The sequence below is a fragment of the Morganella sp. BCCO 40_0007 genome (genome assembly GCF_032989665.1).
GTDB lineage: Bacteria > Pseudomonadota > Gammaproteobacteria > Enterobacterales > Enterobacteriaceae > Morganella > Morganella sibonii.
On sequence record NZ_JAVBIN010000002.1, the window covers coordinates 162,574 to 188,821 of the forward strand.

Here is a 26,248-nt window from a genome sequence, read left to right on the forward strand (position 1 = left end):
ACAGAAAAAGACGGTTATTTTTTCTGTTTTTCGGGCTTCTGACCCCCAATTTCTGCTTGTTTCCTGACAGTGAGCAAGTAACATAGTGAGATTGCCCGTTTGACGGCAACTGATGACTATTCTGTTACTCACATCTCAGAAGATGGCGGGTAACGCGTGTAACAGACCTATATATAAGAAGAGAGAGTTTCAACTATGAGCATAGCGCCTGTGGTCGATGTACTGCAAGGCCGTGTACCTGTTGACAGCGAAGTCACAGTACAGGGTTGGGTCCGTACAAGGAGAGATTCAAAAGCCGGGATCTCATTCCTCGCCGTCTACGACGGTTCCTGCTTTAATCCGGTACAGGCCGTCATCGAAAATAATTTACCTAATTATAATGATGAAGTGCTTCATTTAACGGCGGGCTGTTCTGTTGAAGTTACCGGGAAAGTGGTTGCTTCCCCGGGTCAGGGACAAAGTTTTGAAATCCATGCCACACAGGTTCGTGTTGTCGGTATGGTTGATGATCCGGATACCTACCCGATGGCGGCAAAACGTCACTCTGTCGAGTACCTGCGTGAAGTGGCGCACCTGCGTCCGCGCACCAACCTGATTGGCGCGGTTACCCGTGTCCGTCATACTTTATCCCAGGCATTACACCGTTTCTTCGACGAGCAGGGTTTCTTCTGGGTATCCACCCCGCTTATCACCACCTCTGACACCGAAGGTGCCGGTGAAATGTTCCGTGTCTCCACGCTGGATTTCCACAATCTGCCGCGCAACGATAAAGGCGAAGTGGATTTCAGTGAAGACTTTTTCGGCCAGGAAGCATTCCTGACCGTATCCGGTCAGCTGAACGGTGAAGCTTATGCCTCTGCACTGAGCAAAATCTACACCTTCGGCCCGACGTTCCGTGCGGAAAACTCCAACACCAGCCGCCACCTGGCGGAATTCTGGATGGTTGAGCCGGAAGTGGCATTTGCAAACCTGGATGACGTGGCCGGTCTGGCCGAAGCCATGCTGAAATTTGTCTTCAAAGCCGTTCTGGAAGAACGCCGCGATGATCTCGAATTCTTTGCTGAGCGTATTAATAAAGAAGCCATCGAACGCCTGGAGCGTTTTGTCACTTCCGATTTTGCACAGGTTGATTACACCGACGCGATCAAAATCCTGGAAAACTGCGGCAAAACCTTTGAAAACGACGTGTACTGGGGCGTGGATATGTCCTCTGAGCACGAGCGCTACCTGGCGGAAGAGCACTTTAAAGCGCCTGTGGTCGTTAAAAACTACCCGAAAGCGATCAAAGCATTCTATATGCGCGAAAACGAAGATGGCAAAACCGTTGCCGCGATGGACGTCCTGGCACCGGGAATCGGTGAAATTATCGGGGGTTCACAGCGTGAAGAGCGTCTGGACAAACTCGATGCCCGCTTTGATGAACTGGGTATGAACAAAGAAGATTACTGGTGGTACCGTGATCTGCGCCGCTACGGCACTGTGCCGCACGCCGGTTTCGGTCTGGGTTTTGAGCGTCTGGTGTCATATGTGACGGGCGTCTCAAATATCCGTGAAACCATCCCGTTCCCGCGGACCCCGCGCAGCGCCACATTCTGATTTCCATCAAAAATATTGAATGTAAAAAGCCGGCCATCAGGCCGGTTTTTTTTATGCCTGTGGTTCTGACTGTTCAAAAAGTTCCCAATTATTTACATTTTGAAATACTTTTTTTCCATTTGTTACAGATTCTTCGTTTTTGTAGCACTTTCAGGGTAGATAAAATATTTTACCAATGGAACACTGGTCGCCGACACAGACGACACTAAACTCTCATAAATAGTTCCAAATTTTTTTCAGAACTATTTCTGGCAGTGGCAGGTGTCCGAATAACACCAATGAGGGTAATAATAATGAAACGCAATATTCTTGCAGTGGTTATCCCGGCTCTGTTAGTTGCTGGTGCAGCAAACGCGGCTGAAATCTACAACAAAGACGGCAACAAAGTAGACCTGTACGGTAAAGTTGACGTTCGTCACATGTTCGCTAAGTCTGATGACAACGGCGACAAAGAAGATGGCGACGATTCACGCGTTCGTTTCGGTATCAAAGGTGAAACTCAGATCACTGACCAACTGACCGGTTTCGGTCGTTTCGAAAACGAAATCAAAACCAACGGTACTGAAGGCGAAAACAAAAACAAAGTACGTTTAGCTTACGCTGGTTTCAAATTCGCTGAATTCGGTTCAATCGACTACGGCCGTAACTACGGTGTGGTATATGACACTGCAGCATGGACCGACGTTCTGCCACTGTTCGGTGGCGACACCATGGCACAGACCGACGTATTCATGACCGGTCGTAACCACAACCTGCTGACTTACCGCAACAGCGATATGTTCGGTTACGTTGATGGCCTGAGCTTCGCTCTGCAGTACCAGGGTGCTAACGACGAAAACTCAATCGAAAAACAAGATGGCGCTAAATCTAACGGCGACGGTTACGGTTTCTCTACCGCTTACGACCTGGGCTGGGGCGTGACTCTGGGTGGTGGTTACTCTAACTCTGCACGTACTATTCCACAGCAGCAAGGCCTGTTCGGTGCTGAAGGTAAACGTGCTGAAGCATGGGATTTCGGTGCTAAATACGACGCTAACAACGTATACCTGGCCGCTCTGTACGGTGAAACCCGTAACATGACCAAATACGGTTCAGCAAACACCATCGCTAACAAAACTCAGAACTTCGAATTAGTAGCACAGTACCAGTTCGACTTCGGTCTGCGTCCATCCATCGCTTACCTGCAGTCTAAAGGTAAAGACCTGGAAAACGGTTCAAAAGGCAGCGAAGACCTGGTTAAATACATCGACCTGGGTGCTTACTACTACTTCAACAAAAACATGTCTGCAGTCATTGATTATAAAATCAACCTGCTGGACAACGACGACTTCACCCGCAGCAACAAAATCAATACCGGTGATGTTGTTGGTTTAGGTCTGACTTACCAGTTCTGATTTAGCTTTACGCTGAATATGAATACCAAAACCCACGGCTTGCCGTGGGTTTTTTGTTATCTGTTTAACGCGTTTTGTGATGCATTTTCATGCAAACCTCAACAGGACGTCACCCACTTCACAAGATCTTCGTCTTTTTTCTGTAAACAGTTGGCAAATGATTTACAGGGAGTTAACCTGATAACCTTGTGACAGTCCTCTTATCCGCACTATCAGATACTATTGGGATCAACAACTATGTTTGAGAATATTACTGCCGCGCCTGCCGACCCGATCTTAGGTCTGGCTGACAGCTTCCGTCAGGACCCACGTGAAAACAAAATCAATTTAGGTATTGGTGTTTATAAAGATGAAACCGGTAAAACACCGGTACTGAGCTGTGTTAAAAAAGCGGAAAAGTATCTGCTGGATAATGAAACCACAAAAAACTACCTGCCTATCACCGGGATACCTGAATTCGGTACAGTGACCCAGGCACTGCTGTTTGGCGATAACAGTGACATCATCACCGCCAAACGCGCCCGTACCGCACAGGCACCGGGTGGTACAGGTGCACTGCGTATCGCGGCTGATTTTATTGCTAAACAGACCAGCGCAAAACGTGTCTGGATCAGCAACCCGACCTGGCCTAACCACAACGGTATCTTCGCCGGTGCCGGTCTGGAAATCTGCAGTTACGATTACTATGACGCCGAAAATCATGCACTTGATTTCGGTGGCATGCTGGCAAGCCTGGAAGCTGCACAGGCCGGTGATGTGATCCTCCTGCACGGCTGCTGCCATAACCCGACCGGTATTGACCCGACTGCTGAACAATGGGCTCAGTTATCTGTTCTGGTAAAAGAAAAAGGTCTTCTGCCGGTCTTCGACTTTGCTTATCAGGGCTTTGCCGCCGGTCTGGATGAAGATGCTCAGGGGCTGCGTATTTTCGCAAAATCCCATCCTGAGATGCTGGTCGCCAGCTCTTATTCTAAAAACTTCGGCATGTACAATGAGCGTGTCGGTGCCTGTACCCTGGTTGCGACTGATCCGGATACCGCAGATCGTGCGTTCAGCCAGATCAAAATTGTGATCCGTACCAACTACTCTAACCCGCCGTCACACGGTGGTGCCGTTGTGACAACCGTGTTGTCTGATCCGGAGCTGAAAGAAGAGTGGATTCAGGAACTGACCACCATGCGCGAGCGTATCAAGCGTATGCGCCAGCTCTTTGTGAACACACTTCAGGAAAAAGGCGCGAAGCAGGACTTCAGCTTTATTATCCGCCAGAACGGTATGTTCTCTTTCAGCGGCCTGACCAAAGAACAGGTTGCACGCCTGCGTGATGAATATGCGGTGTATGCCGTCAGCTCCGGTCGTATCAACGTTGCCGGTCTGACCCTGGAAAATATGGTTCCGCTGTGCGAAGCCATCGTCGCGGTACTGTAATTTCTCAGCAGACATTCTGCTTCTGATAAAGCCCCCGGCTTCCGGCCGGGGGCTTTGTTTTATCTGTTCCTGATAATATAAGGTTGCCTGTGCAGAAAATAATGCGGGTTTTACGCAAGCTGTATAAATATGAAAATGGCCGTTATGACGGCGAACGGCAGGTTTCTGTTTATGATACACAGACATTATCTGAAAAAGATCAGGCGCTTTTATCACAATCCGGCTGGCAGGCGAACAATATCGTTAGTTTCAGCAGCCATGATGACATTATCGCCCGTCTGCACAGCCTGAAAAACAACACAGCATTAACCCGGGAACGGTGTATCTCCGCGTTTATTGCCGGTGTCGGCGGCAGTTATCTGCGGGGACGCTCAGTATTAAGTGCTTTCCATAAGCTGCATACCCTGCCCGCACATGCTTATCTTGAAAAACCGCAATATGCCTGTTGCTGGGTTTGCAGTGATCACGATACCGCCAAATATATTAATGACAGCTATTTTCAGTATTGCCTGTATTACGGAAACGCATACAGCAGTACCGCACTGTATGCTTATCTGAATCTGAGTCATCTGCTGACCACAGAGCCGGTCATGCCGACAGAGCAGGATAAAGCGGTATTCAGACAGTTACTGGATATGCTGCGCAGCGCGCCGGAGGATGAAACGCCCGGCCAGTTCGAAAAGCGGCTTAAAACATCGAAACTGATAGCCGGTGATCGCTATACCCTGCGGGGGATCTTACAGTCACTGGCATTAACAGGTGTGATCCCGAATCAGTTCCTGGCGCTGTCTCTCAGTCAGTGGACTGACTTCGGTGATATAACTATCGCAGAGAATCAGCTGAAGAATACAAAAGGCCGCTCGGATATGGAAATGCCCTGGGCGGGCTGGAAAGGTAATCTCAGCATTGATGCTGAAAAAGCAGCAGTGTATTTTGATGGCTATCTGAAACCCGGCTCATAAAAAATGCCTGACAACGTCAGGCACCTTTCATCTTTACTATGATGTTACTCACCAGACCGGCGGTTCGTCCTGTAAGAACGGATTGGTACGACGCTCTTCCCCGACTGTGGACATCGGCCCGTGACCGGGAATAAAGCGGTATTCATCGCCCAGCGGCAGAATTTTATCTTTAATCGAACTGATCAGATCCTGATGATTACCACGCGGGAAGTCACTGCGGCCGACACCACCTCTGAACAGCACATCCCCCATTGAAATCAGTTTATCCTGCTTATCAACAAAGACCACGTGACCGGGAGTATGGCCGGGACAATGCAGCACATCCAGTTCAATATTACCGACAGTGACTTTATCGCCCTCTTCCAGCCACTGATCCGGTGTAAATGCACGGCATGGCTCCACACCAAACATCTGGCTCTGCTGAGTCAGCCCGTCGATCCAGAATGCATCTTCCTTTTGCGGACCGACGATCGGCACATTAAAGTGCTCTGCCACATCAGCGGTTGCGCCGACATGATCAAAATGACCGTGCGTCAGGAGAATTTTTTCCAGTTTAAGGCCGCGTTGTTCAATTTCACGGATGAGACGCGGTGCTTCACCGCCGGGATCGACAATGGCAGCGGCTTTTGTTTCATCGCACCAAATCAGGGTGCAATTCTGCATAAAGCCGGTGACAGGAATAATATGATATTGCATGACACAAAACTCCGGTTAATGCGGGTAATAACAACAGATTACCACGTTCTGACCGGTCCTGTATCCATATGAACAAAATTACTGGACGGATAATATCCCACACCGCCTGCCCGCATTTTCATAGCCGCTTTGCGGACCTGACTTAACTGAATACCGGGAATGCGGAAATCCATCGCCTGGCCGCGGGTGTGATAGCTTTTCTTCGCCACACCGGAGGTGGTTTTACGCAGCTGGTTATTGGTCACCAGTGAGCGATACCCGGAAACCAGCTGGATTGGTTTATTAATGTTCATCATGACCTGTAACAGATACATCTGGTCAAACAGATGCGGATCAATGGTTTTGACTTTATTGCTGCGGTGATCGCGGAACAGTTTGTTCAGGCGGGCCAGTTCAGAGCGGTTATAACGTTTACCGTCAAAAAATTCTGCTTTTAAAAATTCACCGGTATTGAGGTTTTCAAAACGTAAAATCTTCGGCCGGGGTGTAGTCAGGGATGCAAAAGCGTGATTCGGTAATAAAGCCAGTCCCAGCGCCGCCGCACCAAATCCCAGCCATTTACGGCGGTCGTTATCAATTATATCCATTGACGGTAATCACTCTTTATCTGATTAAATATAACATGGCCGGACAGCGATAATTGTGTTCACCGTTCAGACCCGCAGCGGATCGGTTTTGTCTATTTCTGTAAATTTCCGTCAGGTTATTTCAATATTTATGTCGAAATGGGAAAAAACAGCAATAAACAAAACTGACCATCTATTTTTTACCGATTCATACCGCCGGAGTCAAATAAAAAAGCATATTTTTACTCAGAAAGTAAATCCGGACGACATTTATGAACATCAGAGGTGTACATCCGCCATGTCACACGCAGCAAGCCTTTGCCGGGCGATGCCCTGTCATCACTTTCAGTTAATTAATAGTATGGGAGGTACAACGTTATACATGAAATTATTTAAACCGAATGATCATTAATTTTTAATTATATTAATATAAGAAAAAAGCCGCTTATTGATAATAAACAAGCGGCTTAATATGATCAGCTTTTTATCAGGAACGGTGTGATATCCGTTAATTTATCAATACCTTTCAGACTGCTGTCATCGTAGCGGTAAATATCCGCACGATATTGCGGGATATTCTCCGCATTGACCCAGGCAGTCTGATAATAGAGATAAACCGGAATCCGGTTCGGGATAGAGACATAACGGGTACTGCCCGCTTTCAGTGCACCATCCACACGGGTTTCGTTCCAGCCGGCATCACCAAGAAGGATCGCCGCGAGATCTTTGGCTTTATTCACCCGGACGCAACCGGAACTGATAGCCCGCATATTTTTATTAAACAGGCTGTGATTCGGCGTGTCGTGCAGATAAATCGCCTCTGAGTTCGGCATATTGAATTTATAGCGGCCCAGTGAGTTGGACGGCCCCGGTGCCTGAGTGATCCGGTACGGGAAGTTTGACGGTGTAATAACACTCCAGTCAATACTGTACGGGTCGATCACCGACGCGTTATTACTCCATCCGTTATAAATGGTATAACCCCGGCTGCTGAAATAGCTTGGGTCAGCCCTGCCGCGCGGCACAATATCCTGACGGCTCATGGTCGGCGGTACTGTCCACGGCGGATTGATCACCACATTATTCAGCGCGCTGGACATAATCGGCGTTTTGCGTTCTGCACGGCCGACAATCGTTCTGGATTCCAGAATCAGGTTATTATCCACATAGAAATACAGTGAGAAATCCGGAATATTCACCAGGATAGCTGTCGGCTGATTGTCAGGCGTGATACGCAGACGCTGAATATTCACCGCCATTATTGCCGCCCGCATCTGCGGTGTCTTATTCAGCCATTCGCGGGTCTGTTTACCGATGACACCATCGGCTTCCAGCCCGTGCTGTAACTGAAACTCCTTAACCGCCGCCACCAGCGTTTTATCATACGCTGCACCGGCGCTCATCATGTCATTGGCTGAGATCAGATTAAAACGGTGCAGGATTTCCCGCAGTGCGCCGACAGATTCATGACTTTCGCCCGGGCGCAGTGTCCGGTTAATCACCATTTCCGGCCACGGCGCGGTGTCGGCCAGTTGCGCCAGCATCGCTTTACGCATCGGCTGATACATCTTATTCGCCGGCAGCAGCGTGTCGGTAAATGCGGCCAGCGTGCCGTTATGTGCCGCCGTATTCAGCCGCGCCAGTGATGGTTCACTGACAGCCGAAAATGTGAATGGCCGGGCGCCGTACAGCCATTTATCGCCTTTGGTGCCGACATTGTCCAGGTAATAGAGATAACCCAGCGCGGCATCGGTTAAAATCATATCCCGTGCCAGCGGGGTCAGATCCGGCTGTGCCAGTGCATTCAGCCAGGCAGTAAACTGCGGCTGAAATCCGGCAAGGGCGGCTTCCGCCAGCTGATTTTCCAGAGACAGACGTGCTTTTTCATCGGTCCACAGCGGCTTCAGCTGATGTTCCGCATAAATGTTTGTCAGTGTATCGGTATAAAGTAATGGTGTTGCCGCCGGGACTTCACGGCGGATACTGTCAGCGACATCGTTCAGGGGCAGTGCAGTCACACCGGCCACCGGTTCTGCGGGCTGCGTTTCTGTATTTTCAGGCGATTGTGAAAATACTTTCAGATTTTCCACTTTGGCATCTGCTTCTGTCAGATGCGTTACCGGAGCTGTTGAAGCCCACGAAACCGGCGTCAGTAACAGTGTTCCTATCATGGCGTAAATGGGAACAACTTTTTTAACTCCCGTCACCATAACATCCCTCTCTTATTTTTTTATTATGTCTGTTCCGGACAATTGTTAATACTTATGATCAGTATAGTAAATACATCGTGTAAATGACTTCCCTGCTGATTTTACCTGTCAGAGAATAATTGAAAATAGGATAACGAAAAAATCGTAGAAAAAAGGCGCAAATACGCCTTTTTAAGATGAATACACTGCACTATTTACATAAACAGCTGTTGCAGAATATCTGAAATACATCTCATTCGCTGTTTTTTGTACAGATAAACAGAGACAAACAACGCCGCACTCCGGCGGCGTTGTTATATGACCGGAAGATGATAATTAATATTCGGAATTAATAACCACTTCTTCGCCGAACTGACCGGCTTTCGGCAGTGGCTGATAAGAGGAATTTGATGCACGTAATACCCGGATACCCCGGATGTTCAGTTCACGGGCAGCAGCAATATCCGCATCCGCATCACCGTAATAAATTTTCAGTTTGTGATCACGCATCCAGCTGACTTTATTATTCTGCCCTTCTTCATCACCGGCAAAAATAACCGGATTCATTTTATCTGCCGGGATACGCAGCCCTTCCTGCACATATTTAGTCACTGTTTCTGTTTTGGTTTTGCTGCGTCCGGTGATGAAATACACGGTGTCGCCACGTTTCAGATGCATTTGCACCAGATCCATACCGGATTTTTTCGGCATGCTGAATTTATCCCACTCATTATTCATTTTTTCCCAGAATTCCGGGTTTTTCAGATAACTGAAATCGTTCGGGGAGTATTCCAGTTTACCGCGGTAAAAGCCCGGGCTTGAAAATAAGACGGTGTCATCAATATCAAAGCCCACCGCCATCGGCGGCTGCCCTTTCAGACTCACTTCAATCTGTTCAACCGAAATCCAGTGAATGGCATGCTGCTGTGCCAGCTGAGCCGCTGTCACGCCGTCACTGACTTTTTCCGGCATGTATACTTTGGCATCAGCCACACTGTTGAGGCTCAGAGCGAGTGCCAGAGCACTCAGGGTGAGGGTCAGTTTACGCATTGTGTATCCTTAATTTTCTGTGTCGATCACGCGGAGTGAAAATCTAACCATTCCTGTTTCATATTAACGTTATTCAGATCACACTGTAAGGAATCCTGCCGCCTGATAGCATCAGATCCCCGCCTGATTGTTCTGAATTCAGAACATTGTTTATCAATATCCGCACTACTCAGACTTTCGCTTATGCATTAATTTTAATCCGCACAACAGGGAGTCTGGTAAACACCCTGTTTAAACAAAAATAACGTTCAAATTATCATAAATGAGGGTCTTAAAATGAGTATTCCGGCAAACTTTAATGGTCAGCGTCCTGTTATTAATCCTGATGATGCCCTGATGCTGTTAATCGATCATCAGAGCGGACTGTTCCAGACTGTCGGCGATATGCCGATGACGGAATTACGCGCCAGAGCCGCCGTGCTGGCAAAAATGGCAACACTCGCCAATATCCCGGTGATCACCACCGCCTCCGTTCCGCAGGGTCCGAATGGCCCGCTGATCCCGGAAATTCATCAGAATGCGCCGCATGCTCAGTATATTGCGCGTAAAGGTGAAATTAATGCCTGGGATAACCCGGAATTTGTGGCGGCGGTGAAGGCATCAGGTAAAAAACAGTTAATTATTGCCGGTACAATCACCAGCGTTTGTATGGCATTCCCGGCTATCAGTGCCGTGGCTGACGGCTATCAGGTATTTGCGGTGATTGATGCTTCCGGCACCTATACCAAAATGGCACAGGAAATTACGCTGGCACGCGTTGTTCAGGCGGGTGTTGTACCGATGGATACCGCCGCGGTCGCTTCTGAGCTGCAAAAAACCTGGAACCGCGCCGATGCGGCAGAATGGGCGCAGGCTTACACGCAGATTTTCCCGGCTTATCAGTTACTGATTGAGAGCTACACCAAAGCGCAGGATGTTGTTAATAACAACGAAGTTTTAGATTCACAGCGCTGATATAAAAAACGGATGAGCACAACAATGTGCTCATCCGTTTCAGAGAAAACCCCGGAGGAAAGAATTAATCCTGCTCTTCTTCCCCGTTTTCCCCGTCGTTCTCATCTTCTGTCACCGGCTCAGGCAATGCTTCCGGTGCCGGCGCTGGTTCCGGCTGGCCGAAGCCGCGCAGTCCCACCACATGCACATGTTCCTGATTATTGAAGACTTTACGCACCAGTTTGTACGTTGTGCCTTTCTCCGGACTGATATTTTCCGGGGCTGCGATAATCAGCTGCATCTGTAAGCGATCGCACAGCTCAAACAGCGTGGCAATAGATTTCGCATCCAGACGCGCGGCTTCATCCAGGAACAGCAGACGGCACGGTGAAATATCTTTGCTGCGCAGACGGCGGGATTCTTCTTCCCAGCTCTGCACCACCATCACCAGAATCGACATACCGGTACCAATCGCCTCACCGGTGGATAACGCCCCGCTCTCGGCTTTCAGCCAGCCGTCTGAACCACGGTTGACTTCCACTTCCAGTTCGAGGTAGTTACGGTAATCCAGCAGTTCCTCACCGATGGTCTGCGGCAGACGCTGCCCCATATCCACCTGCGGGTTCAGGCGCTGATAAAGTTTCGCCATCGCTTCCGAGAAGGTCAGACGCTGGCTGGCGAACAAGTCCTGATGCTGCTCGTGCTCTTCGGATAAGACATCCAGCAGGATTGCGTGACTTTCACGGATATTGACATTCAGACGCACACCTTTGACCTGACCGAACGCCACTGCCTGCAACCCCTGGTTGAGCATGCGGATACGGTTCTGTTCACGCTGAATGGTTTTACGGATGATATTGGCCACACTTTTCGAGCTGATCGCCAGTTTCTGTTCACGGGCGGTCAGTTCGTCAGTCAGACGGGCCAGCTCGATTTCCATCTGTTCGATGGCGTCGATCGGATCATCCGTTTTGATAATATCCTGACGGATACGTTCGCGCAGATGGCGGTACACTTCGATAAAGAACTGCACCTTGCGTTCCGGACGCTTCGGATCTTCGGACAGACGCAGCGCATCACGCAGATGCTCGTTATCCGCCACCGCCTGGCGCAGTGCCCCGAGGGCTTTATCCGACATAGAACGCAGTGTATCGGCATCTTCATAGGCCAGTTCACGGCGGTGGAGGCGGCGCTCAACACCACTCTCTTTCACCATCCGCATCACGGCACACCAGCCCGCTTTGGCGGTAACCACCTGTTCACGGATTTGCTGGTAATCGCGTTCCGCTTTACGCAGACGTTTTTGCAGGTTGTCCATTTCCGATTCCCCGATCCCCAGCTGTTTTTCCAGCTGATTGATACGGGCACGGTTATGGCTGACCTGATTGTACAGTTCATCACGGCGTACGCGGGCACGCTCTTCCGCATTAGCATCCGCCTGAACACCAATCTCGCTCATCTCACGCTCAAGTTCGCGCAGCATGTCTGATTTGGTTTCATACGAACTGCGCAGTGAGGCCAGTACCTGATTGAATTCCGCACATTTGGTCTGCTGCTGGCGCAGCATTTCACGGCTGCGGGTACGATCAGATTCCGCGTGTTCCAGACGCTGACGCAGTTTGTCGTTGAGATCAGCATTTTCTGTCAGCATGCCGGCAGATTCGCCGTAATTAAAGTGCTGACGGCGCTGTGCGACCTCTTCCAGGGCAAACGCCTGCTGACGTGCCTGCTGCTGAACCTGTTTCGCGTTTTCATAATCGCGGATCAGGGCTTCGTGCTGCTCCGGATCACTCTGGAGAACAGCAACCATCGGCTCCAGCTTGCGCAGTGCTGTGCCGTATTGCTGGATATGGCGGGCAGACTCCTGTGCATCGATCAGTGCATCGCGGATCTCATCCGCACGATCCGCCAGTGTTTCATCAAGCAGCAGAGCCGTATTCGGGATCAGACGGTTCAGGATGCTCAGGTTTTCTTTGACCTGCGCGTACTGCTGACGGGCAACGGCAGTCTGATCCTCAAACTGCGCCAGTTCCCGCTCCAGCTCATTGCGGCGCTGATTCAGTGTGCGGATTTCTGCTTCGGGGTCAGCCTCAAAGGCCACAGAGATATTTTTACCGACAAAACGGCTGAATGCCTGATAGGCACGCTGCATTTTCTGGACATCAAAGGAGAGCGTTGCCAGACGTTCTGCCAGCTCATCCCGTTCATGTTCCAGCACTGCCAGCTGATTTTCCCGCGCCGCACGGCCGAACAGCGGTACAGACGGGAAGCGGGAATAACGCCACTGACGATCGGTGCTGCGCACCAGTACCGCACGTTCCAGCTCTTCGGTGGTAAAAACACTGTCATCAAAGGATTGCGGGTCCCCTTCAATCAGATAGAGATCTTCCGGGCAATCATCGAGTGCATCCAGCATCGGGCGTACTGCACTGAGGTCAGGTACCACAATCGCATGGCGTGCCGGACCGTACAGGGCGGAGAAATACGGTGCGTCATCAATGGTGATGTCATCATAGATTTCGGACAGCAATATACCGCCGAAACGCTCCGCCAGTCCCAGCATACGGCCGTCTTCCGCACCGCTCGGCTGACTGAGCCGCTCAATGTCTTTTTCCAGCTGTGCTTTTTTCAGCGCGATTTCATCACGCTCAACAGTGACTTCGCGCTCACGCTCCAGCAACTGCTGCATATATTCGGTAACATCGTTGGTGCTGGTGAACGTTTCATGTGACTGTTCACACAGTTGTGTCAGTGCTTCCTGTGCCGCCAGCCAGGCCGGCGCTTTGACGGTCAGCGACTGGATCTGCTGCTTCAGCTGTTCTGCCTGCTGACGCATTTCCATACGGCGCTCACCGCTTTCACTGACACTGACACTCAGGCTTTCCTGCTGCGCCTCAAGGGTCATCAGCATGTCATCCAGCCCGTCCGCCTCAATCTGCTGCCCGATGCGCTTGCAGAAATCATCCAGCGATTTCTGTGCATTGTGCTGACTGTGCAGGCGCTGTTCGAGTTCTGATAACTGCTGACGCAGCGGTTGTACGCGGTCAGCCATCATCTGCTGTGACGGCAGGTCACGCAGTAATTCGCGGGCGGTCTGGTATGCTTCGCTGCGGCTGACTTCACCCACAACGGATTTCACCAGCTCATACGCCTGAGAGAACTGACTGTGTGCAGCCTGTGCCACACTCATTTTCTGCTCAAGCCCTAACAGGGATTCTGTTGCCTGCTCTTCGCGGGCGCGGAAGGTTTCCAGCCATTCATCCAGTGAATCAATATCCAGCTGCGGCAGCTGACACACCGCTTTCGCACGCTCCAGCGCCTGCAATGCCTGCTGATACTGAATGGCGCGGGTCTGCTGAACGTCCAGGGCCTGCTGGTAATCGGCCAGCTGGCTTTTCAGCTCATCCACTTCCTCTTCCGCAACATGGTTACGTTCTTCATATTCCGCCAGCTGTTCTGCCGCTTCTTCCGCCACTTCAGTCTGTTCTTCCAGACGGAATGTCAGCTCTTCAACATCTGCCTGATAGCGGTCAATTTTTTCCTGCTGGCGCATCGCTGTCTGTACCAGAGACAGGTGATCACTCGCCGCCTGGTAATCGGTTTCCAGATCAGCCGATGACGCTGTCTGCTCTGCCAGTTCGCGGGACATTTCCACCTGGCGGAATTGTTCGCTGATCAGCTGTTTACGGCTGCCGAGCAGTTCACGGCGCACATTCAGCGCCTGATCAATATGCACACGGCGCTCATTGGCGTGACGCATATAATCCGCGGAAACATACGCGGTCGCTTCGGTGATCAGGTGTTTGAACAGGTCGCGGTCAGACTGGGTAACGCGGATAGCTTCCAGTGTGATACGGTTTTCGCGCAGTGCCCCTTCCATATCCTGGAAGGCTTTGCGCACCCCGCTGTTCTCCGGCAGTAAATAGTCGCGCAGAGAACGGGTAATGGCACTGGAGATACCGCCGTAAAGAGAGGCCTCAATCAGGCGGTAGAATTTGCTGCGGTCACCCGCAGAACGCAGACGTTTCGGGATAACCCCCAGTTCAAACAGAACCGAGTGGTAATCCGTAATCGAGTTAAACTGTTTGAATTGCACACCTTCGATATCCTCGAGGCGTGCTTTCAGATCATTCAGCGGCAGTACCCGCACCTGACGTTCAGCCAGTTGTTCGCTGACAATCTGTGTCGGGGAGTATTGCGTCGGCAATCCCTGAATCATAAAGGATTTGATATCGACTTTTTTATCACGTCCGGCAATCTGCTGAAGACGCACCCCCACCAGCACACGCTGATGGCGGGAGTTCACCACATCCAGCATGGCATAGCACACGCCCGGACGCAGTTTACCGTGCAGACCTTTATCACGGGAACCGGATGTTGCACCGGCTTCGGTGGTGTTACGGAAGTGCAGCAGGGTCAAATCCGGGATCATGGCAGTAATAAATGCCGCCATAGTGGTGGATTTACCGGCACCGTTACCGCCGGATAAGGTGGTGACCAGCTCATCCAGATCAAAAGTGCGCGCAAAAAAGCCGTTCCAGTTGACTAACGTGAGCGAGCGGAATTTACCACGTTCAATCATTCTTCATCCTCCGCTTCATCCGTCGCGTTGTCATTATCAGATTCTTCAGTATCATCGTCCTGATCCTCAGGGCGCGGGTGTTTTTCTTCTTCCGCAAGAGACTGAGCCTCACCGTCGCGGATGAGACGCAGTTGTGCCTCACGCGGGTCATCCCCGCTGCGGACATCCGCACCGAAGCGGAAAACTGACTCGGCAATCACAAACTGGCTGTTATCCGCGGCAACAAATGTGATCATACCCAGGCGGCGCAGACGGTTCAGCGCACCACGGGTTTTTTCCAGTAATTTTTGTTTGTCCAGGTCAGACCCGGTGGAGCGGTTATTCACCACTTTCAGCAATTTGGCTTCATCGGCCAGTGACAGCAGTTCCTCATAGAGTTCTGCCGTGGAGAAAATCCCCTGGTTGGCCAGGCGCTCCGGGCTGAGGTACAGGTAGCACAGCACTTTCCCGACCAGCATTTCCAGTTCGGATAAGACAGAGCGCGGGATCAGCGTGGTGGAACGCGGACGCAGATAGAAGAACCCTTCCGGTGCACGAACCATTTCCACATTATAGCGGGCGTAAAAACCTTCCAGTTCATCCTGGAAATCCATCAGAAAGGCGTGATTATCCAGATCATCCACGCCGATATGGCGGCCGGCGCGTAACTGGCTGTCAAGTTCCGGAAAAAGGTTGTTGGCAAGTGCCTGAGCCAGCTTTGCTGACATAAATTGTTCAATATGTGTCGATGACATGTGCCTGCACCTTTGCTCCGTATTCATTAATTGCTGACCATTCCGCCGGGATGCCCGAGAAGTCGGCATCGGCGACCCCGAGGCGGACGGCCTGATCCACGATAATCCGTGCCACATCAAACTGACGGCTCCGCGGATATTTCGCGAGGTAATCCCGCAGAACCGCGCCCAGATCCAGCGGCTTCGCCTGTGCTTTATACACCGCCAGCGCGCTTTCCATCATGGCCGCAAGTTCTTCGTTGACCTCGCTGAACTCTTCATATTCCAGATCCGGCGGTAATTCCCCGGTCACTTCGTCATCACGCAGTGCCATCTCCTCATCACGCATATCCAGCAGACGATCCGCATTGGCGACATTCAGTGCCCACGGCGAATCAAAATAGTGCTGAACAGAATGGCGCAGACGCTGCGAGAAAATACGGTTTTTATCCATATCGATGGCGGTACGGATAAATTTATGGACATGGCGGTCATAGCCGATCCACAAATCGATAGACTGCTGGCCCCAGCTGATAATACGGTCAAGCTTGGCCTGCAAATCAAAAATCAGCTTATCCACCAGCTCGGAGCCGGTGGTGGTATTCATATTGGCATCCTGGATGCGCAGCAGGTTTGCCTGTAATTTGTCACCGGCGGCTTCGAGGGTATCCTGCAATTCCCGCAGTGTCAGAGAGGTTTCGGATAACAACTGCTCACAGTTGGCAATCGCCGCCTGCCAGTCCTGGTTCAGGAGTTTGGCGATATCGTCTTTCACGCCGTTTTGCTGCTCATCCATAATGCGCTGCGACATATCAATACTGTCGAAAATCTCCGCCACTGAATATTTCAGCGGGGCAAACACATTACGGTGCCAGTGATATTCATCTCCGCCCTCTTCGGCGGCATCTGCCGCGCGGCTCAGTTCACCGGCCACAATGGAAAGCTGCATGGATAAACGCAGTGAGGAAAATTCACGCTGACGGATATAATAATCACTGATGCCGATCCCGAGCGGGGTCAGACGGTAAATCGCATTACCTTCAAATAAATCGCTGGTAAAACGGTTAAATATTTTCTGGCGCACCATATCATTGATGGCATTGTTTGCACGCACCGCGACAGATTCGGTGGTCTGTTCAAAGCCTTTGCAGACTTCACGGAAGGCATCCACCAGTTCCCCTTCGCTCATTTCACCGTCGATGCGCTCACTGTTGAGCACGGCAACAGACAGTAAAAAAGCCAGCCGTTCCGGCGGCAGTGCGATAGAGAAATCATTTTTTCGCGCCCATGCCACGAGCTCCGGGACTGTTTGGGTAAACTCACTCATTGTCCATCCTTCTGATCGGTTTTCGTGCCATAACGTGAATATAGCGGCCTAAGCTGATATAAGGCTCCTGACGGCAATAGCGTTGCTCCAGTGCCAGCAGCGCCGGGAAATCACGGTTTTGTAACTGGCGGCTCTGCAGATAATCATGGAAAACCCGCACACCGGTTTTTGCCTCAATAGTCAGACAGCAATCATCCAGCCACTGATAAACCTGTTCCGGCACAAGGGGATTCTGCGGCGATAACGAACGCTTGCGGCGGCGCTGAATTTCCGGAGTTGCCAGATGAAAATTGCCTAATATCGCATTTCGCATCACAAGTCCGTTCGCATTGTAAAACATTAACGATAATGCACCACCGCCCGCTATTATAGCGGTCAGTGCTTCAATTGCACCTTTTTGATCTGTGATCCACTCCAAAACGGCATGAAATAATACCAGATCAAACGCCCCCTCAGTGTGAAGTGCGATATCCTGTGCCGCACAATGAATAAAGGACATATTTTCTGCCACGCCATCATCCTGCGCGGCCTGCTGTGCACGGGCAATCATCTCTTCTGACAGGTCGCACAATACCACCTGATGCCCCAGCGCAGCCAGACGGCGGGAGAAAAAACCGTCACCGCCGCCCGCATCAAGAATACGCAGCGGACCCGGCTTCAGCCGTGTCAGTAAGGCGTCCAGATCCTGCCAGACCACCGCTTCGCGGATTTGCCCTTTTGTTGTGCCATAGATATTGCGGGTGAATTTTTCCGCGATATCGTCAAAATTACGATCAACCATGAAAACCTGTATCAGTTCCGGGGGATATTTCGGGTCAGTTTGCGGCGGTTTCCCGCGCGATCCGGCTATCTTCAATTGTATTGCCGGGCAGAGCAGTGCAATATGCAAAGTCGGTAACTATTGTGTCACAGACGTGTTTAATGTCACCCGATTTGTGCAGGCTCCTGCCGTTAACCGGTGATAAATCAATCATATTTAAGGTGCGCTCATGCTGTTTGCCCTGAAAAAATACCTCGGCGGTTTTTTGCTGCCGCTGCCGTTTATGCTTCTGCTGATGCTTGCCGGATTATTGCTGCTGTGGTTTTCCTCCCGGCAGAAAACCGGCAAAACCCTGATCACTGCGGGCTGGCTGGGGCTGGTGCTGCTCAGCCTGCAACCGGTGGCAGATGCTCTGCTGCTGACAGCAGAAAAACCGTATGATAAACGCTATGAGCTCATCACCCCGGCGGAGGTTCAGCAGCAGGATCTGCGCTATATCGTGGTACTCGGCGGCGGCTTTACCTATAACCCGGAATGGGCGCCATCCGCCAATCTGATCAGCAACAGCCTGCCGCGCGTGGCGGAAGGTGTGCGCCTTGCACTGCGCTACCCGCAGGCAACGCTGATTTTCACCGGCGGGCCGGGTGCAAACAGTATCAGCAGCGCGGAAGTCGCGGCAGAGGTTGCACAGTCACTGGGAATTCCGGCTGAACGCACACTGCCGCTGGTACTGCCGAAAGATACCGAAGAAGAAGCGGAAGAAGTGGAAAAAATCGTGGGTAACGCGCCGTTCCTGCTGGTGACTTCCGCCAGTCATATGACCCGCGCCAAAGCTTTCTTTGAGGCACGCGGCCTGCATCCGGTTCCGGCTCCGGCCAATCAGCTGGCTATCACCACACCGCTTCACAGCTGGGAAAAGACGATTCCATCCGCGTATTATTTATCACACAGCGAACGGGTCTGGTATGAGGGGCTCGGGCGTATCTGGCAGGCGGTGAAAACGTCAGATAATGACGAACAGGAATAGAAGACAACAAAAACGCGGGTTCAGTGAAGTGACCCGCGTTTTTGTTTATAACTGATACCGCTCAGCGGGCAGCAAACAATCTGCGCACAGTTTCAAGATCTTCCGGAGTATCAACACCGGTGCCCGGCGCTTCTGATGCCTCCGCGACATGGATCTTTTCGCCGTACCAGAGCACACGCAGCTGCTCGAGCATCTCAATTTTCTCCAGCGGGCTGGTTTCCCACTGAATATAACGGCGGATAAACCCGGCACGGTAAGCGTAAATGCCGATATGACGCAGGAAATTATCACCTGCACTGTCACGGCTGTGCATAAAGCGCTCGCGATCCCACGGAATAGTGGCGCGGGAGAAATAGAGTGCATAACCCTGTTTATTCATCACCACTTTAACCGCATTCGGGTTAAACGCTTCTTCCGCGGTGGTAATTTTTACCGCCAGGGTTGCCATACCGGCTTCGCTGGCTGCCAGATTTTCAGCAACCTGCGCAATAATACTGTCAGGGATTAACGGTTCATCGCCCTGGACATTCACGATAATCTCATCATCAGCAAACTGATAGTGATCAATCACTTCCGCCAGGCGCTCTGTCCCGGACTGATGATCTTCGCGCGTCATACAGGCTTCGCCGCCCTCTGCGATTACGGCATCAAATACGGCCTGAGTATCTGTGGCGACAATGACTCTTGCGGCACCGGAACGCTTTGCCTGCTCCATCACACGGACAATCATCGGTTTGCCGCAGATATCGGCCAGCGGCTTACCGGGCAGACGCGTGGACGCATAGCGCGCGGGAATGATAACGGTAAACATGGAGATTATCCTTCTGAGGCCGGTAATTCGCGGGCTTCATTCTCTAATAAGACAGGGATATCGTCGCGGACGGGATAGGCCAGACGGCAGCCTTTGCAGATGAGTTCAAGATTTTGCTTGTCGTAGCTGAGTTTGCCGTGGCAAACCGGGCAGGCCACGATTTCGAGTAAACGGTGATCCATACGTCCCCCAATGAGATAAAAACGTTGGCTCAGAATAACATAAGCCCGGTCTCACCGTTAACTCTGTTGTTGCGATATCACTGAGATAATCGCGTTTTTTACTGCTTACAGCGCGATCACATCGTTCGCTGCAATACCATAACTGCCGCGGGTCAGTGAAAATTCCACTTCCTGCCCTTCGCACAGTAATTTGTTACGGGAATTGGCTATCCCGTTACGGGTTACCCAGATATCGTCGCCGCCGTTAACCGGGGAGATGAAACCGTAACCTTCTTTCGCGTCATACCATTTAACGCGGCCAAGTTGTAATTGTTTAGACATAGTATTAACTCCTTTTATATCACCGGTAATGGAATACACCCCATCACAGGTTATGTCTGCTCCGGCCGGGCAACACGGGTGCTCTCTTTGCGAACAGCCACCCGGTAATGAGCAAAACATTATAGTTATTATTTTTTATTCTGATTTGCAGCCGGTCAGACACCATCTGCAAAACATACCGTTTATCCGCGGGATCCGGTCATCCGCACCACAAGATTAACAAGGTGGTGTGAAAAAATTATGACAGCGGGATCAGAATTATGAGTGACACACGGATTGGTTGCACAGTGAGATATGAAATACATCACAGAAATACAACTTTTTGATTAAGCCACATTCAGATAAAAAGCACAAGCCCCTTTATGCATTTTTTATGAGGAATATGACTTTATCCAGAATTAAATTGGCGGATTCTGCAGAAACCGCAGCGCTGACCGGTAAATACCACCAGTCAGTTTCAGAAAAGGCAAAACATTTCACTGCATCTTTCTCTGTCATCAGCAGTGACTGACCCGGTTTTATCAGTGCGGAAAGCTGCTCCGGGCTGTAAGACTGGTGATCAGGAAATGCGACACAGTGTACCGGTGTCACACCCAGTGAATTCAGAGTGGCAAAAAAGCGCGGCGGGTGTCCGATACCGGCCATTGCCACACACTCACCGAGCTCCGTCACCGGTTTGCGTGTCCCGTCTGACAGATTAACGGCCTCACCCGGCACCAGCTGCATAGCGGTTTCACCGGGCTGTGCGGTGCCGCCGTTCACGATCACCGCATCCACCTGTTTCAGACGTCCGGCCCGTTCCCGCATCGGCCCGGCGGGCAGCCACCAGCCGTTACCGAAACGGCGTTCACCGTCAATCACCACGATTTCCATATCACGTTGCAACGCGTAATGCTGCAAACCATCATCAGTGATAATCACATCCACCGGCGAGTGCTGCAAGATAGCGTCCACTGCGGCGGCACGATCCGGGGCAACCGCAACCGGCACACCGGTACGGCGGGCAATCAGCACCGGCTCATCACCAGCCTGTGCCGTTGTGGTTTCTCCGGTGATAAGCAGCGGGTAATGATCCGATTTGCCGCCGTAACCGCGGGAAACCACGCCCGGACGATAGCCCCGGGCCAGCAGTTGCTCTGTCAGCCAGATAACCACCGGGGTTTTGCCGTTACCGCCGGCAGTCAGATTACCGACCACCACCACCGGTACCGGCATGCGGCGGGATTTTTTCAGCCCTGAGCGGAATAACCAGCGCCGCAGACCACTCACCGCCCCATACAGAAACGAGAGCGGCAGAAGTAGCCAGTAAAGCTTTGAGCGGCCGGACCAAATCTTTTCAATCATCAGCAGAGCCGCTTAGTGACCAAACTGCATATTATAGAGCTGCGCATAGATCCCCGGCTGTTTCACCAGTTCATCATGCGTACCGCGCTCCTGTACTTCACCATCCTGTACCACGAGGATCTCATCGGCTTTCTCAATCGTGGATAAGCGGTGCGCGATCACCAGACAGGTACGGTTTTTCTGTAACTCATCCAGTGCAGCCTGAATCGCACGTTCAGATTCGGTATCCAGTGCGGACGTTGCTTCGTCGAGGATCAGGATCGGTGCATCGCGCAGCAGTGCACGGGCAATCGCAATACGCTGACGCTGACCACCGGAGAGCAGAACGCCGTTTTCACCGATTTCAGTATCCAGCCCTTTGTCCATCTTGTTGATAAAGTCCATGGCGTACGCCATTTCAGCGGCTTTTTCAACCTGTTCGCGGGTGTACTTCCCTTCTGTGGCATAGGCGATATTATTCGCGACCGTATCATTGAAAAGGTGAACATTCTGCGATACCAGCGCCACCTGACTGCGCAGCGATGCCAGTGTGTAGTCGCGGATATCATTGCCGTCGATCGTAATATGCCCGCTTTCGATTTCATAGAAACGGGTGATCAGATTAGCAATGGTGGATTTCCCGGAACCAGAGCGGCCGACCAGTGCCACGGTTTTGCCTGACGGGATAGTAAACGACACATTTTTCAGCGCCGAGTTCTCTTTCCCCTGATAACGGAACGTCACATTCTCAAATGCCACATCACCTTTGGCATCTTTCAGTACTTTAGTACCGGTATCCTTTTCCTGCTCCATATCAAGCAGAACAAACAGTGTCTGACACGCAGCCATCCCGCGCTGAAACTGGGCATTCACGTTAGTGAGTGATTTCAGCGGACGCATCAGGGCAATCATTGAGGAGAAGACCAGCGTGATGGAACCGGGTGTCAGTGCATCTTTAATTTCAGGGAAACTGGCGGCAAACAGGACAAATGCCAGCGCAAATGAGGCGATAACCTGGATAATCGGATCAGCAACAGAAGAGGCGGTAACCAGTTTCATTCCCTGGCGGCGCATGTGGTTGCTGACTTTATCAAAGCGATCATTTTCCACTTTCTGACCGCCGAAAATCAGGACTTCTTTATGGCCTTTCAGCATCTGCTCGGCACTGGCGGTAACCTGCCCCATGCCGCTCTGCATGTTTTTGCTGATCTCACGGAAACGTACAGACACTCTGCGGATAACAAATGCCACAATCGGGGCGATGACAATCAGAATCAGCGACAACTGCCAGCTGTTAAAAAACATAATGCCGAACAGCGCGATAATATACGAGCCTTCACGGACAACGGTTACCAGTGCGCCGGAGGAAGAGGAAGCCACCTGTTCAGAATCGTAAGTGATACGGGAAAGCAGTGTCCCGGTGGATTGCTGATCAAAGAAGGAAACCGGCATACCCATCATATGGCGGAACAGGTTACGGCGCATGGTCATAACCACTTTACCGGAAACCCAGGAAAGGCAGTAGCTGGAGACAAAACTGGAGATACCGCGCAGCAGCATCAGCCCCAGGATAATCAGCGGCATAATACGGAGAAAATCACTCTCCGCTGTGCCGAAACCTTCATCAAGCAACGGTTTCAGCAGTGACAGCATAAACGCATCACCGCCCGCATTGATGACTAACGCAATAGCCGCCACGATGATACCTGTTTTAAACGGAGCGATTGTCGGCCATAACCGGCGGAATGTTTGCCGGGTTGAAATATCAATATCTTTCATTATTGCGTTTACCAATACCAAAAATTAGCTGCCTATATTACCCGTTTACCGCCTGATCTCCAAACCATGCGCTGAACCAGCGGGCAGAGAGGTGAAAACGGTATGTCACAACGGATATCTTTCCGGCAAAAAAACGGACCGTAATCTGGCCGCTGTGCGCGGTGTCATGCCACTGCACGCCGAGATGATGATAACGACGGCGTACTTTATCAGAAGGCAGACGCCACGGGCTATAGCGCGCAACAGAAACCAGTGCGAAAGCGGGATTTACCGCACGAATAAAAAATTCTGATGATGAGGTTTTGCTGCCATGGTGCGGAACTTGCAGGACGGTGGCCGACAGTTCATCGCTATACTTCATCAGCTGTTTTTCTGCCTGCTTTTCAATATCTCCGGTCAGCAAAACCTGATATTTCCCGTCACTGATGCGGATAACACAAGAGCCGTCATTTTTACTCAGCTGATATTTCTCATCCGGCCATAGCACCTCAAAGTACAATGACTGCCATACCCAGCGCTCCCCGCGACGGCAGGGGGTATCTGCCTGCGGGATGTTGCCTTTGACCACGGCGGCAGGATAAGCACGGCGCAGAGAGCCCAGACCGCCGGTATGATCGCGGTGATCATGGCTGATAATAATCCGGTCAGGAACCAGCCGGTGATAACGCAGATAAGGCAGCACCGTGCGCAGCCCGTCGTCCCGGGACCCGAAGCGGTTGCCGGTGTCATACAGCACAGCTCTGCCATCCTTTATGACAACCGCCGCCAGCCCGTGCCCGATATCCAGCAATGTGACCGACCATTCAGGTGGCGGAGTTTTCCGCAGATACAGACAACAACTGCACACCATCCCCGGCAGCAACAGCGGATGCTGACGCCACATATCCAGCCGGATGATATAAACAGCAATCCACATAAGCGGTATCCATATCAGGGAGATGTGTCCGGTAACCAGCCAGCCCTGCGCCAGAAACGGCAGCGGCCATAATGCCAGTGCCAGAGAATAATCGGCCAGCTGTAGTGCCGGCGCCGTCAGCAGCCCGGTAAACAGTAACGGAACGGTCAGAAAAGAAATCACCGGCACAACCCACAGGTTACTGAGGAACGACAACACATTGACGCCACCGAAGAAAAATCCCTGAACCGGCAGCAACAGCAGAAACAATCCGCTCTGATAAGAGAGAAACAGCCGGATATTGCGCCGCAGACGGGTAAAGCGTGTTACAGAAATAACATCAGATCGGCGGGATAAAACGCCGGTATGATGCCAGAATAGTAATGCGGCCACCGCCGTATAAGACAACCAGAATCCGGCGGACAGAATCGTCAGCGGATCAGCCAGTAATAACAGTGCAGAGCTTATCACAACAAACTGATACGCCGGCAGATGGTAATGCCGCCAGCGCAGCAGGTGCCACAACAACAACGCAGACAACGCACGGCAGGCAGGAACGGCAAATCCGGCCAGCCAGACATAGACAATGGCGGCACAGACTGACAGCACCACCGGAATGCCATATGACATGACACGCTGCGGTAACAGCAGTAACAGTAGCCTCCCGGCCCACCAGCCCCATAATGCTGCCAGTCCGATATGCAGCCCGGAGATAGCCACCACGTGTGCCACACCGGTTTCCTGCACCAGTCTGCGCTGCTCCGGTGTGATACCGCGTCGTTCACCAAACAGGAGTGCCGCCATCAGTCCGCTGTGCGGCTGGTTGTCCATCCGGGGAAGATATCGCGCGATCATCCTCTGGCGCAGATTGCAGCCGGAAGATAATTTTTCGCTGCGCCCGGGCGTCAGGGAAAACAAAACCCGTTCAGACAGTAAATATTGCTGCCGGTTTGATTGCCCTTCATTTAACTGACCATGTACCGGCCGTAATACAGGACGGTATATGCGCCACATCTCTCCGGCACACACCGGTTTAAATGCCCCTTTTATTTTTATATTAATAAAAGCTGTATCATTATAGATTTTATTATTTACATTAATAACACGCCCCCTGACTGAATAATAATCAGATGGGTTGATCATAATATCGCGGGTTATGATATCAATATATTCAGGTTGTTCTGCTGAAAAGAGTGATAGCGTATTACTGAGATGAATATTAACTGCTAAGAAAGTTCCTGCAACAATACGAATAAAAAAACTCAGCCGCGTCCGGATAAGAAACAATACACAAACACAACCGGATAACAAAAGATTTTCTGCCGGTGACAACAGGCGTGGTATCAGCAGTAACGGCAGGTGTCCGGCCACGACAGCAGCCGCAACCAGCCACAGTGACAGCGGGCGGGGAAACAGATATTTCAGTACAACCACAACTTGCATATTACTTATCCGGGAGGTAAACAGACCGGTATTATGTAATGGATGGTATTGCGTTTTATTACGGTAAAAGAAAAATGAGAGTTGTCACGAATTTATATTTTAATCATACAAATAATCAATTATTTTATGCGAGTTAACTCACAATTATTTGTTTCATTATAAAGACAGTCCACTTTTTAATAGTATTTTATGATGAACTGAATATTATAGCTCCGGCAACCTGTTATTAAATACATTCAGTATTGCCAACACCAGAACCTTATAAAAGTCT

20 protein-coding genes are annotated in these 26,248 nt (G+C 51.0%); 6 read left to right on the forward strand and 14 right to left on the reverse strand.

Annotated elements, in window-relative coordinates:
• Window positions 1-195: 195 nt before the first annotated feature.
• The 4 genes from asnS (at window position 196) to R5268_RS02835 (ending at window position 5,380) form a co-directional block, all read left to right on the forward strand.
• Window positions 196-1,596, forward strand: a complete 1,401-nt coding sequence (gene asnS / locus R5268_RS02820; RefSeq protein ID WP_046893862.1) for an asparagine--tRNA ligase — start codon at window positions 196-198, stop codon at window positions 1,594-1,596.
• A 293-nt stretch (window positions 1,597-1,889) separates the two neighbouring features.
• The gene (locus R5268_RS02825) at window positions 1,890-2,990 is read left to right on the forward strand and encodes a porin (protein ID WP_182104902.1); all 1,101 of its coding nucleotides are present in this window, start codon (window positions 1,890-1,892) and stop codon (window positions 2,988-2,990) included.
• 237 nt (window positions 2,991-3,227) lie between these two features.
• Window positions 3,228-4,418 carry an amino acid aminotransferase gene (locus R5268_RS02830; RefSeq protein ID WP_317418719.1) on the forward strand — a complete coding sequence of 397 codons (1,191 nt, stop codon included), beginning with the start codon at window positions 3,228-3,230 and terminating at the stop codon, window positions 4,416-4,418.
• 89 nt (window positions 4,419-4,507) lie between these two features.
• Window positions 4,508-5,380, forward strand: coding sequence for a hypothetical protein (locus R5268_RS02835; RefSeq protein WP_317418718.1), 873 nt, complete (start codon window positions 4,508-4,510; stop codon window positions 5,378-5,380).
• Window positions 5,381-5,428: 48 nt separating this feature from the next.
• On the opposite strand, the gene R5268_RS02840 is transcribed toward R5268_RS02835, so the two are convergent.
• From R5268_RS02840 to aphA, 4 genes are all read right to left on the reverse strand, one after another.
• Window positions 5,429-6,076: an MBL fold metallo-hydrolase gene (locus tag R5268_RS02840; protein ID WP_046893858.1), complete on the reverse strand. Its 648-nt coding sequence runs from the start codon at window positions 6,074-6,076 to the stop codon at window positions 5,429-5,431.
• A 38-nt stretch (window positions 6,077-6,114) separates the two neighbouring features.
• A complete protein-coding gene (locus R5268_RS02845; protein ID WP_046893857.1) occupies window positions 6,115-6,663 on the reverse strand; it encodes a YcbK family protein in 549 nt (182 codons plus the stop codon).
• Window positions 6,664-7,118: 455 nt separating this feature from the next.
• Window positions 7,119-8,852, reverse strand: coding sequence for a L,D-transpeptidase (ldtD, locus tag R5268_RS02850; protein WP_182104900.1), 1,734 nt, complete (start codon window positions 8,850-8,852; stop codon window positions 7,119-7,121).
• A gap of 315 nt (window positions 8,853-9,167) precedes the next feature.
• A complete protein-coding gene (gene aphA / locus R5268_RS02855; protein WP_317418717.1) occupies window positions 9,168-9,881 on the reverse strand; it encodes an acid phosphatase AphA in 714 nt (237 codons plus the stop codon).
• 276 nt (window positions 9,882-10,157) lie between these two features.
• Between aphA and R5268_RS02860 the strand changes: the two genes are divergently transcribed.
• The gene (locus tag R5268_RS02860) at window positions 10,158-10,835 is read left to right on the forward strand and encodes a hydrolase (RefSeq protein ID WP_046893855.1); all 678 of its coding nucleotides are present in this window, start codon (window positions 10,158-10,160) and stop codon (window positions 10,833-10,835) included.
• Window positions 10,836-10,899: 64 nt separating this feature from the next.
• Here the strand turns inward: R5268_RS02860 and mukB are convergent, their stop codons facing one another.
• The 4 genes from mukB to cmoM are packed head-to-tail and all read right to left on the reverse strand — an operon-like array spanning window position 10,900 to window position 18,217.
• Complete coding sequence (gene mukB, locus R5268_RS02865; protein WP_317418716.1) at window positions 10,900-15,396, reverse strand: chromosome partition protein MukB; 4,497 nt, start codon at window positions 15,394-15,396, stop codon at window positions 10,900-10,902.
• Complete coding sequence (mukE, locus tag R5268_RS02870) at window positions 15,393-16,130, reverse strand: chromosome partition protein MukE (protein ID WP_317418715.1); 738 nt, start codon at window positions 16,128-16,130, stop codon at window positions 15,393-15,395. The genes mukB and mukE overlap by 4 nt, the downstream gene beginning before the upstream one ends.
• Window positions 16,111-17,436, reverse strand: coding sequence for a chromosome partition protein MukF (gene mukF, locus R5268_RS02875; RefSeq protein WP_046893852.1), 1,326 nt, complete (start codon window positions 17,434-17,436; stop codon window positions 16,111-16,113). Before mukF ends, mukE begins: the two co-directional genes overlap by 20 nt.
• Complete coding sequence (cmoM, locus tag R5268_RS02880; protein ID WP_107678443.1) at window positions 17,429-18,217, reverse strand: tRNA uridine 5-oxyacetic acid(34) methyltransferase CmoM; 789 nt, start codon at window positions 18,215-18,217, stop codon at window positions 17,429-17,431. The genes mukF and cmoM overlap by 8 nt, the downstream gene beginning before the upstream one ends.
• Window positions 18,218-18,425: 208 nt before the next feature.
• Here cmoM and elyC point away from each other — a divergent pair, with 208 nt between their 5' ends.
• On the forward strand, window positions 18,426-19,223 hold the full coding sequence (gene elyC, locus R5268_RS02885; protein WP_317418714.1) for an envelope biogenesis factor ElyC: 798 nt from the start codon (window positions 18,426-18,428) through the stop codon (window positions 19,221-19,223).
• Window positions 19,224-19,284: 61 nt separating this feature from the next.
• Here the strand turns inward: elyC and kdsB are convergent, their stop codons facing one another.
• From kdsB to R5268_RS02915, 6 genes are all read right to left on the reverse strand, one after another.
• Entirely contained in the window at window positions 19,285-20,034 is a 750-nt protein-coding gene (gene kdsB, locus R5268_RS02890) for a 3-deoxy-manno-octulosonate cytidylyltransferase (protein ID WP_107678235.1), read from the reverse strand.
• Window positions 20,035-20,039: 5 nt separating this feature from the next.
• On the reverse strand, window positions 20,040-20,216 hold the full coding sequence (locus tag R5268_RS02895; RefSeq protein WP_072056875.1) for a Trm112 family protein: 177 nt from the start codon (window positions 20,214-20,216) through the stop codon (window positions 20,040-20,042).
• A gap of 105 nt (window positions 20,217-20,321) precedes the next feature.
• Window positions 20,322-20,537: a cold-shock protein gene (locus R5268_RS02900; RefSeq protein WP_004241772.1), complete on the reverse strand. Its 216-nt coding sequence runs from the start codon at window positions 20,535-20,537 to the stop codon at window positions 20,322-20,324.
• A 360-nt stretch (window positions 20,538-20,897) separates the two neighbouring features.
• The gene (gene lpxK, locus R5268_RS02905; protein WP_317418713.1) at window positions 20,898-21,881 is read right to left on the reverse strand and encodes a tetraacyldisaccharide 4'-kinase; all 984 of its coding nucleotides are present in this window, start codon (window positions 21,879-21,881) and stop codon (window positions 20,898-20,900) included.
• 12 nt (window positions 21,882-21,893) lie between these two features.
• A complete protein-coding gene (gene msbA, locus R5268_RS02910; RefSeq protein ID WP_410795817.1) occupies window positions 21,894-23,639 on the reverse strand; it encodes a lipid A ABC transporter ATP-binding protein/permease MsbA in 1,746 nt (581 codons plus the stop codon).
• Between the two features lie 37 nt (window positions 23,640-23,676).
• Window positions 23,677-25,977 carry a DNA internalization-related competence protein ComEC/Rec2 gene (locus R5268_RS02915; RefSeq protein ID WP_317418712.1) on the reverse strand — a complete coding sequence of 767 codons (2,301 nt, stop codon included), beginning with the start codon at window positions 25,975-25,977 and terminating at the stop codon, window positions 23,677-23,679.
• Between the last annotated feature and the right edge of the window lie 271 nt (window positions 25,978-26,248).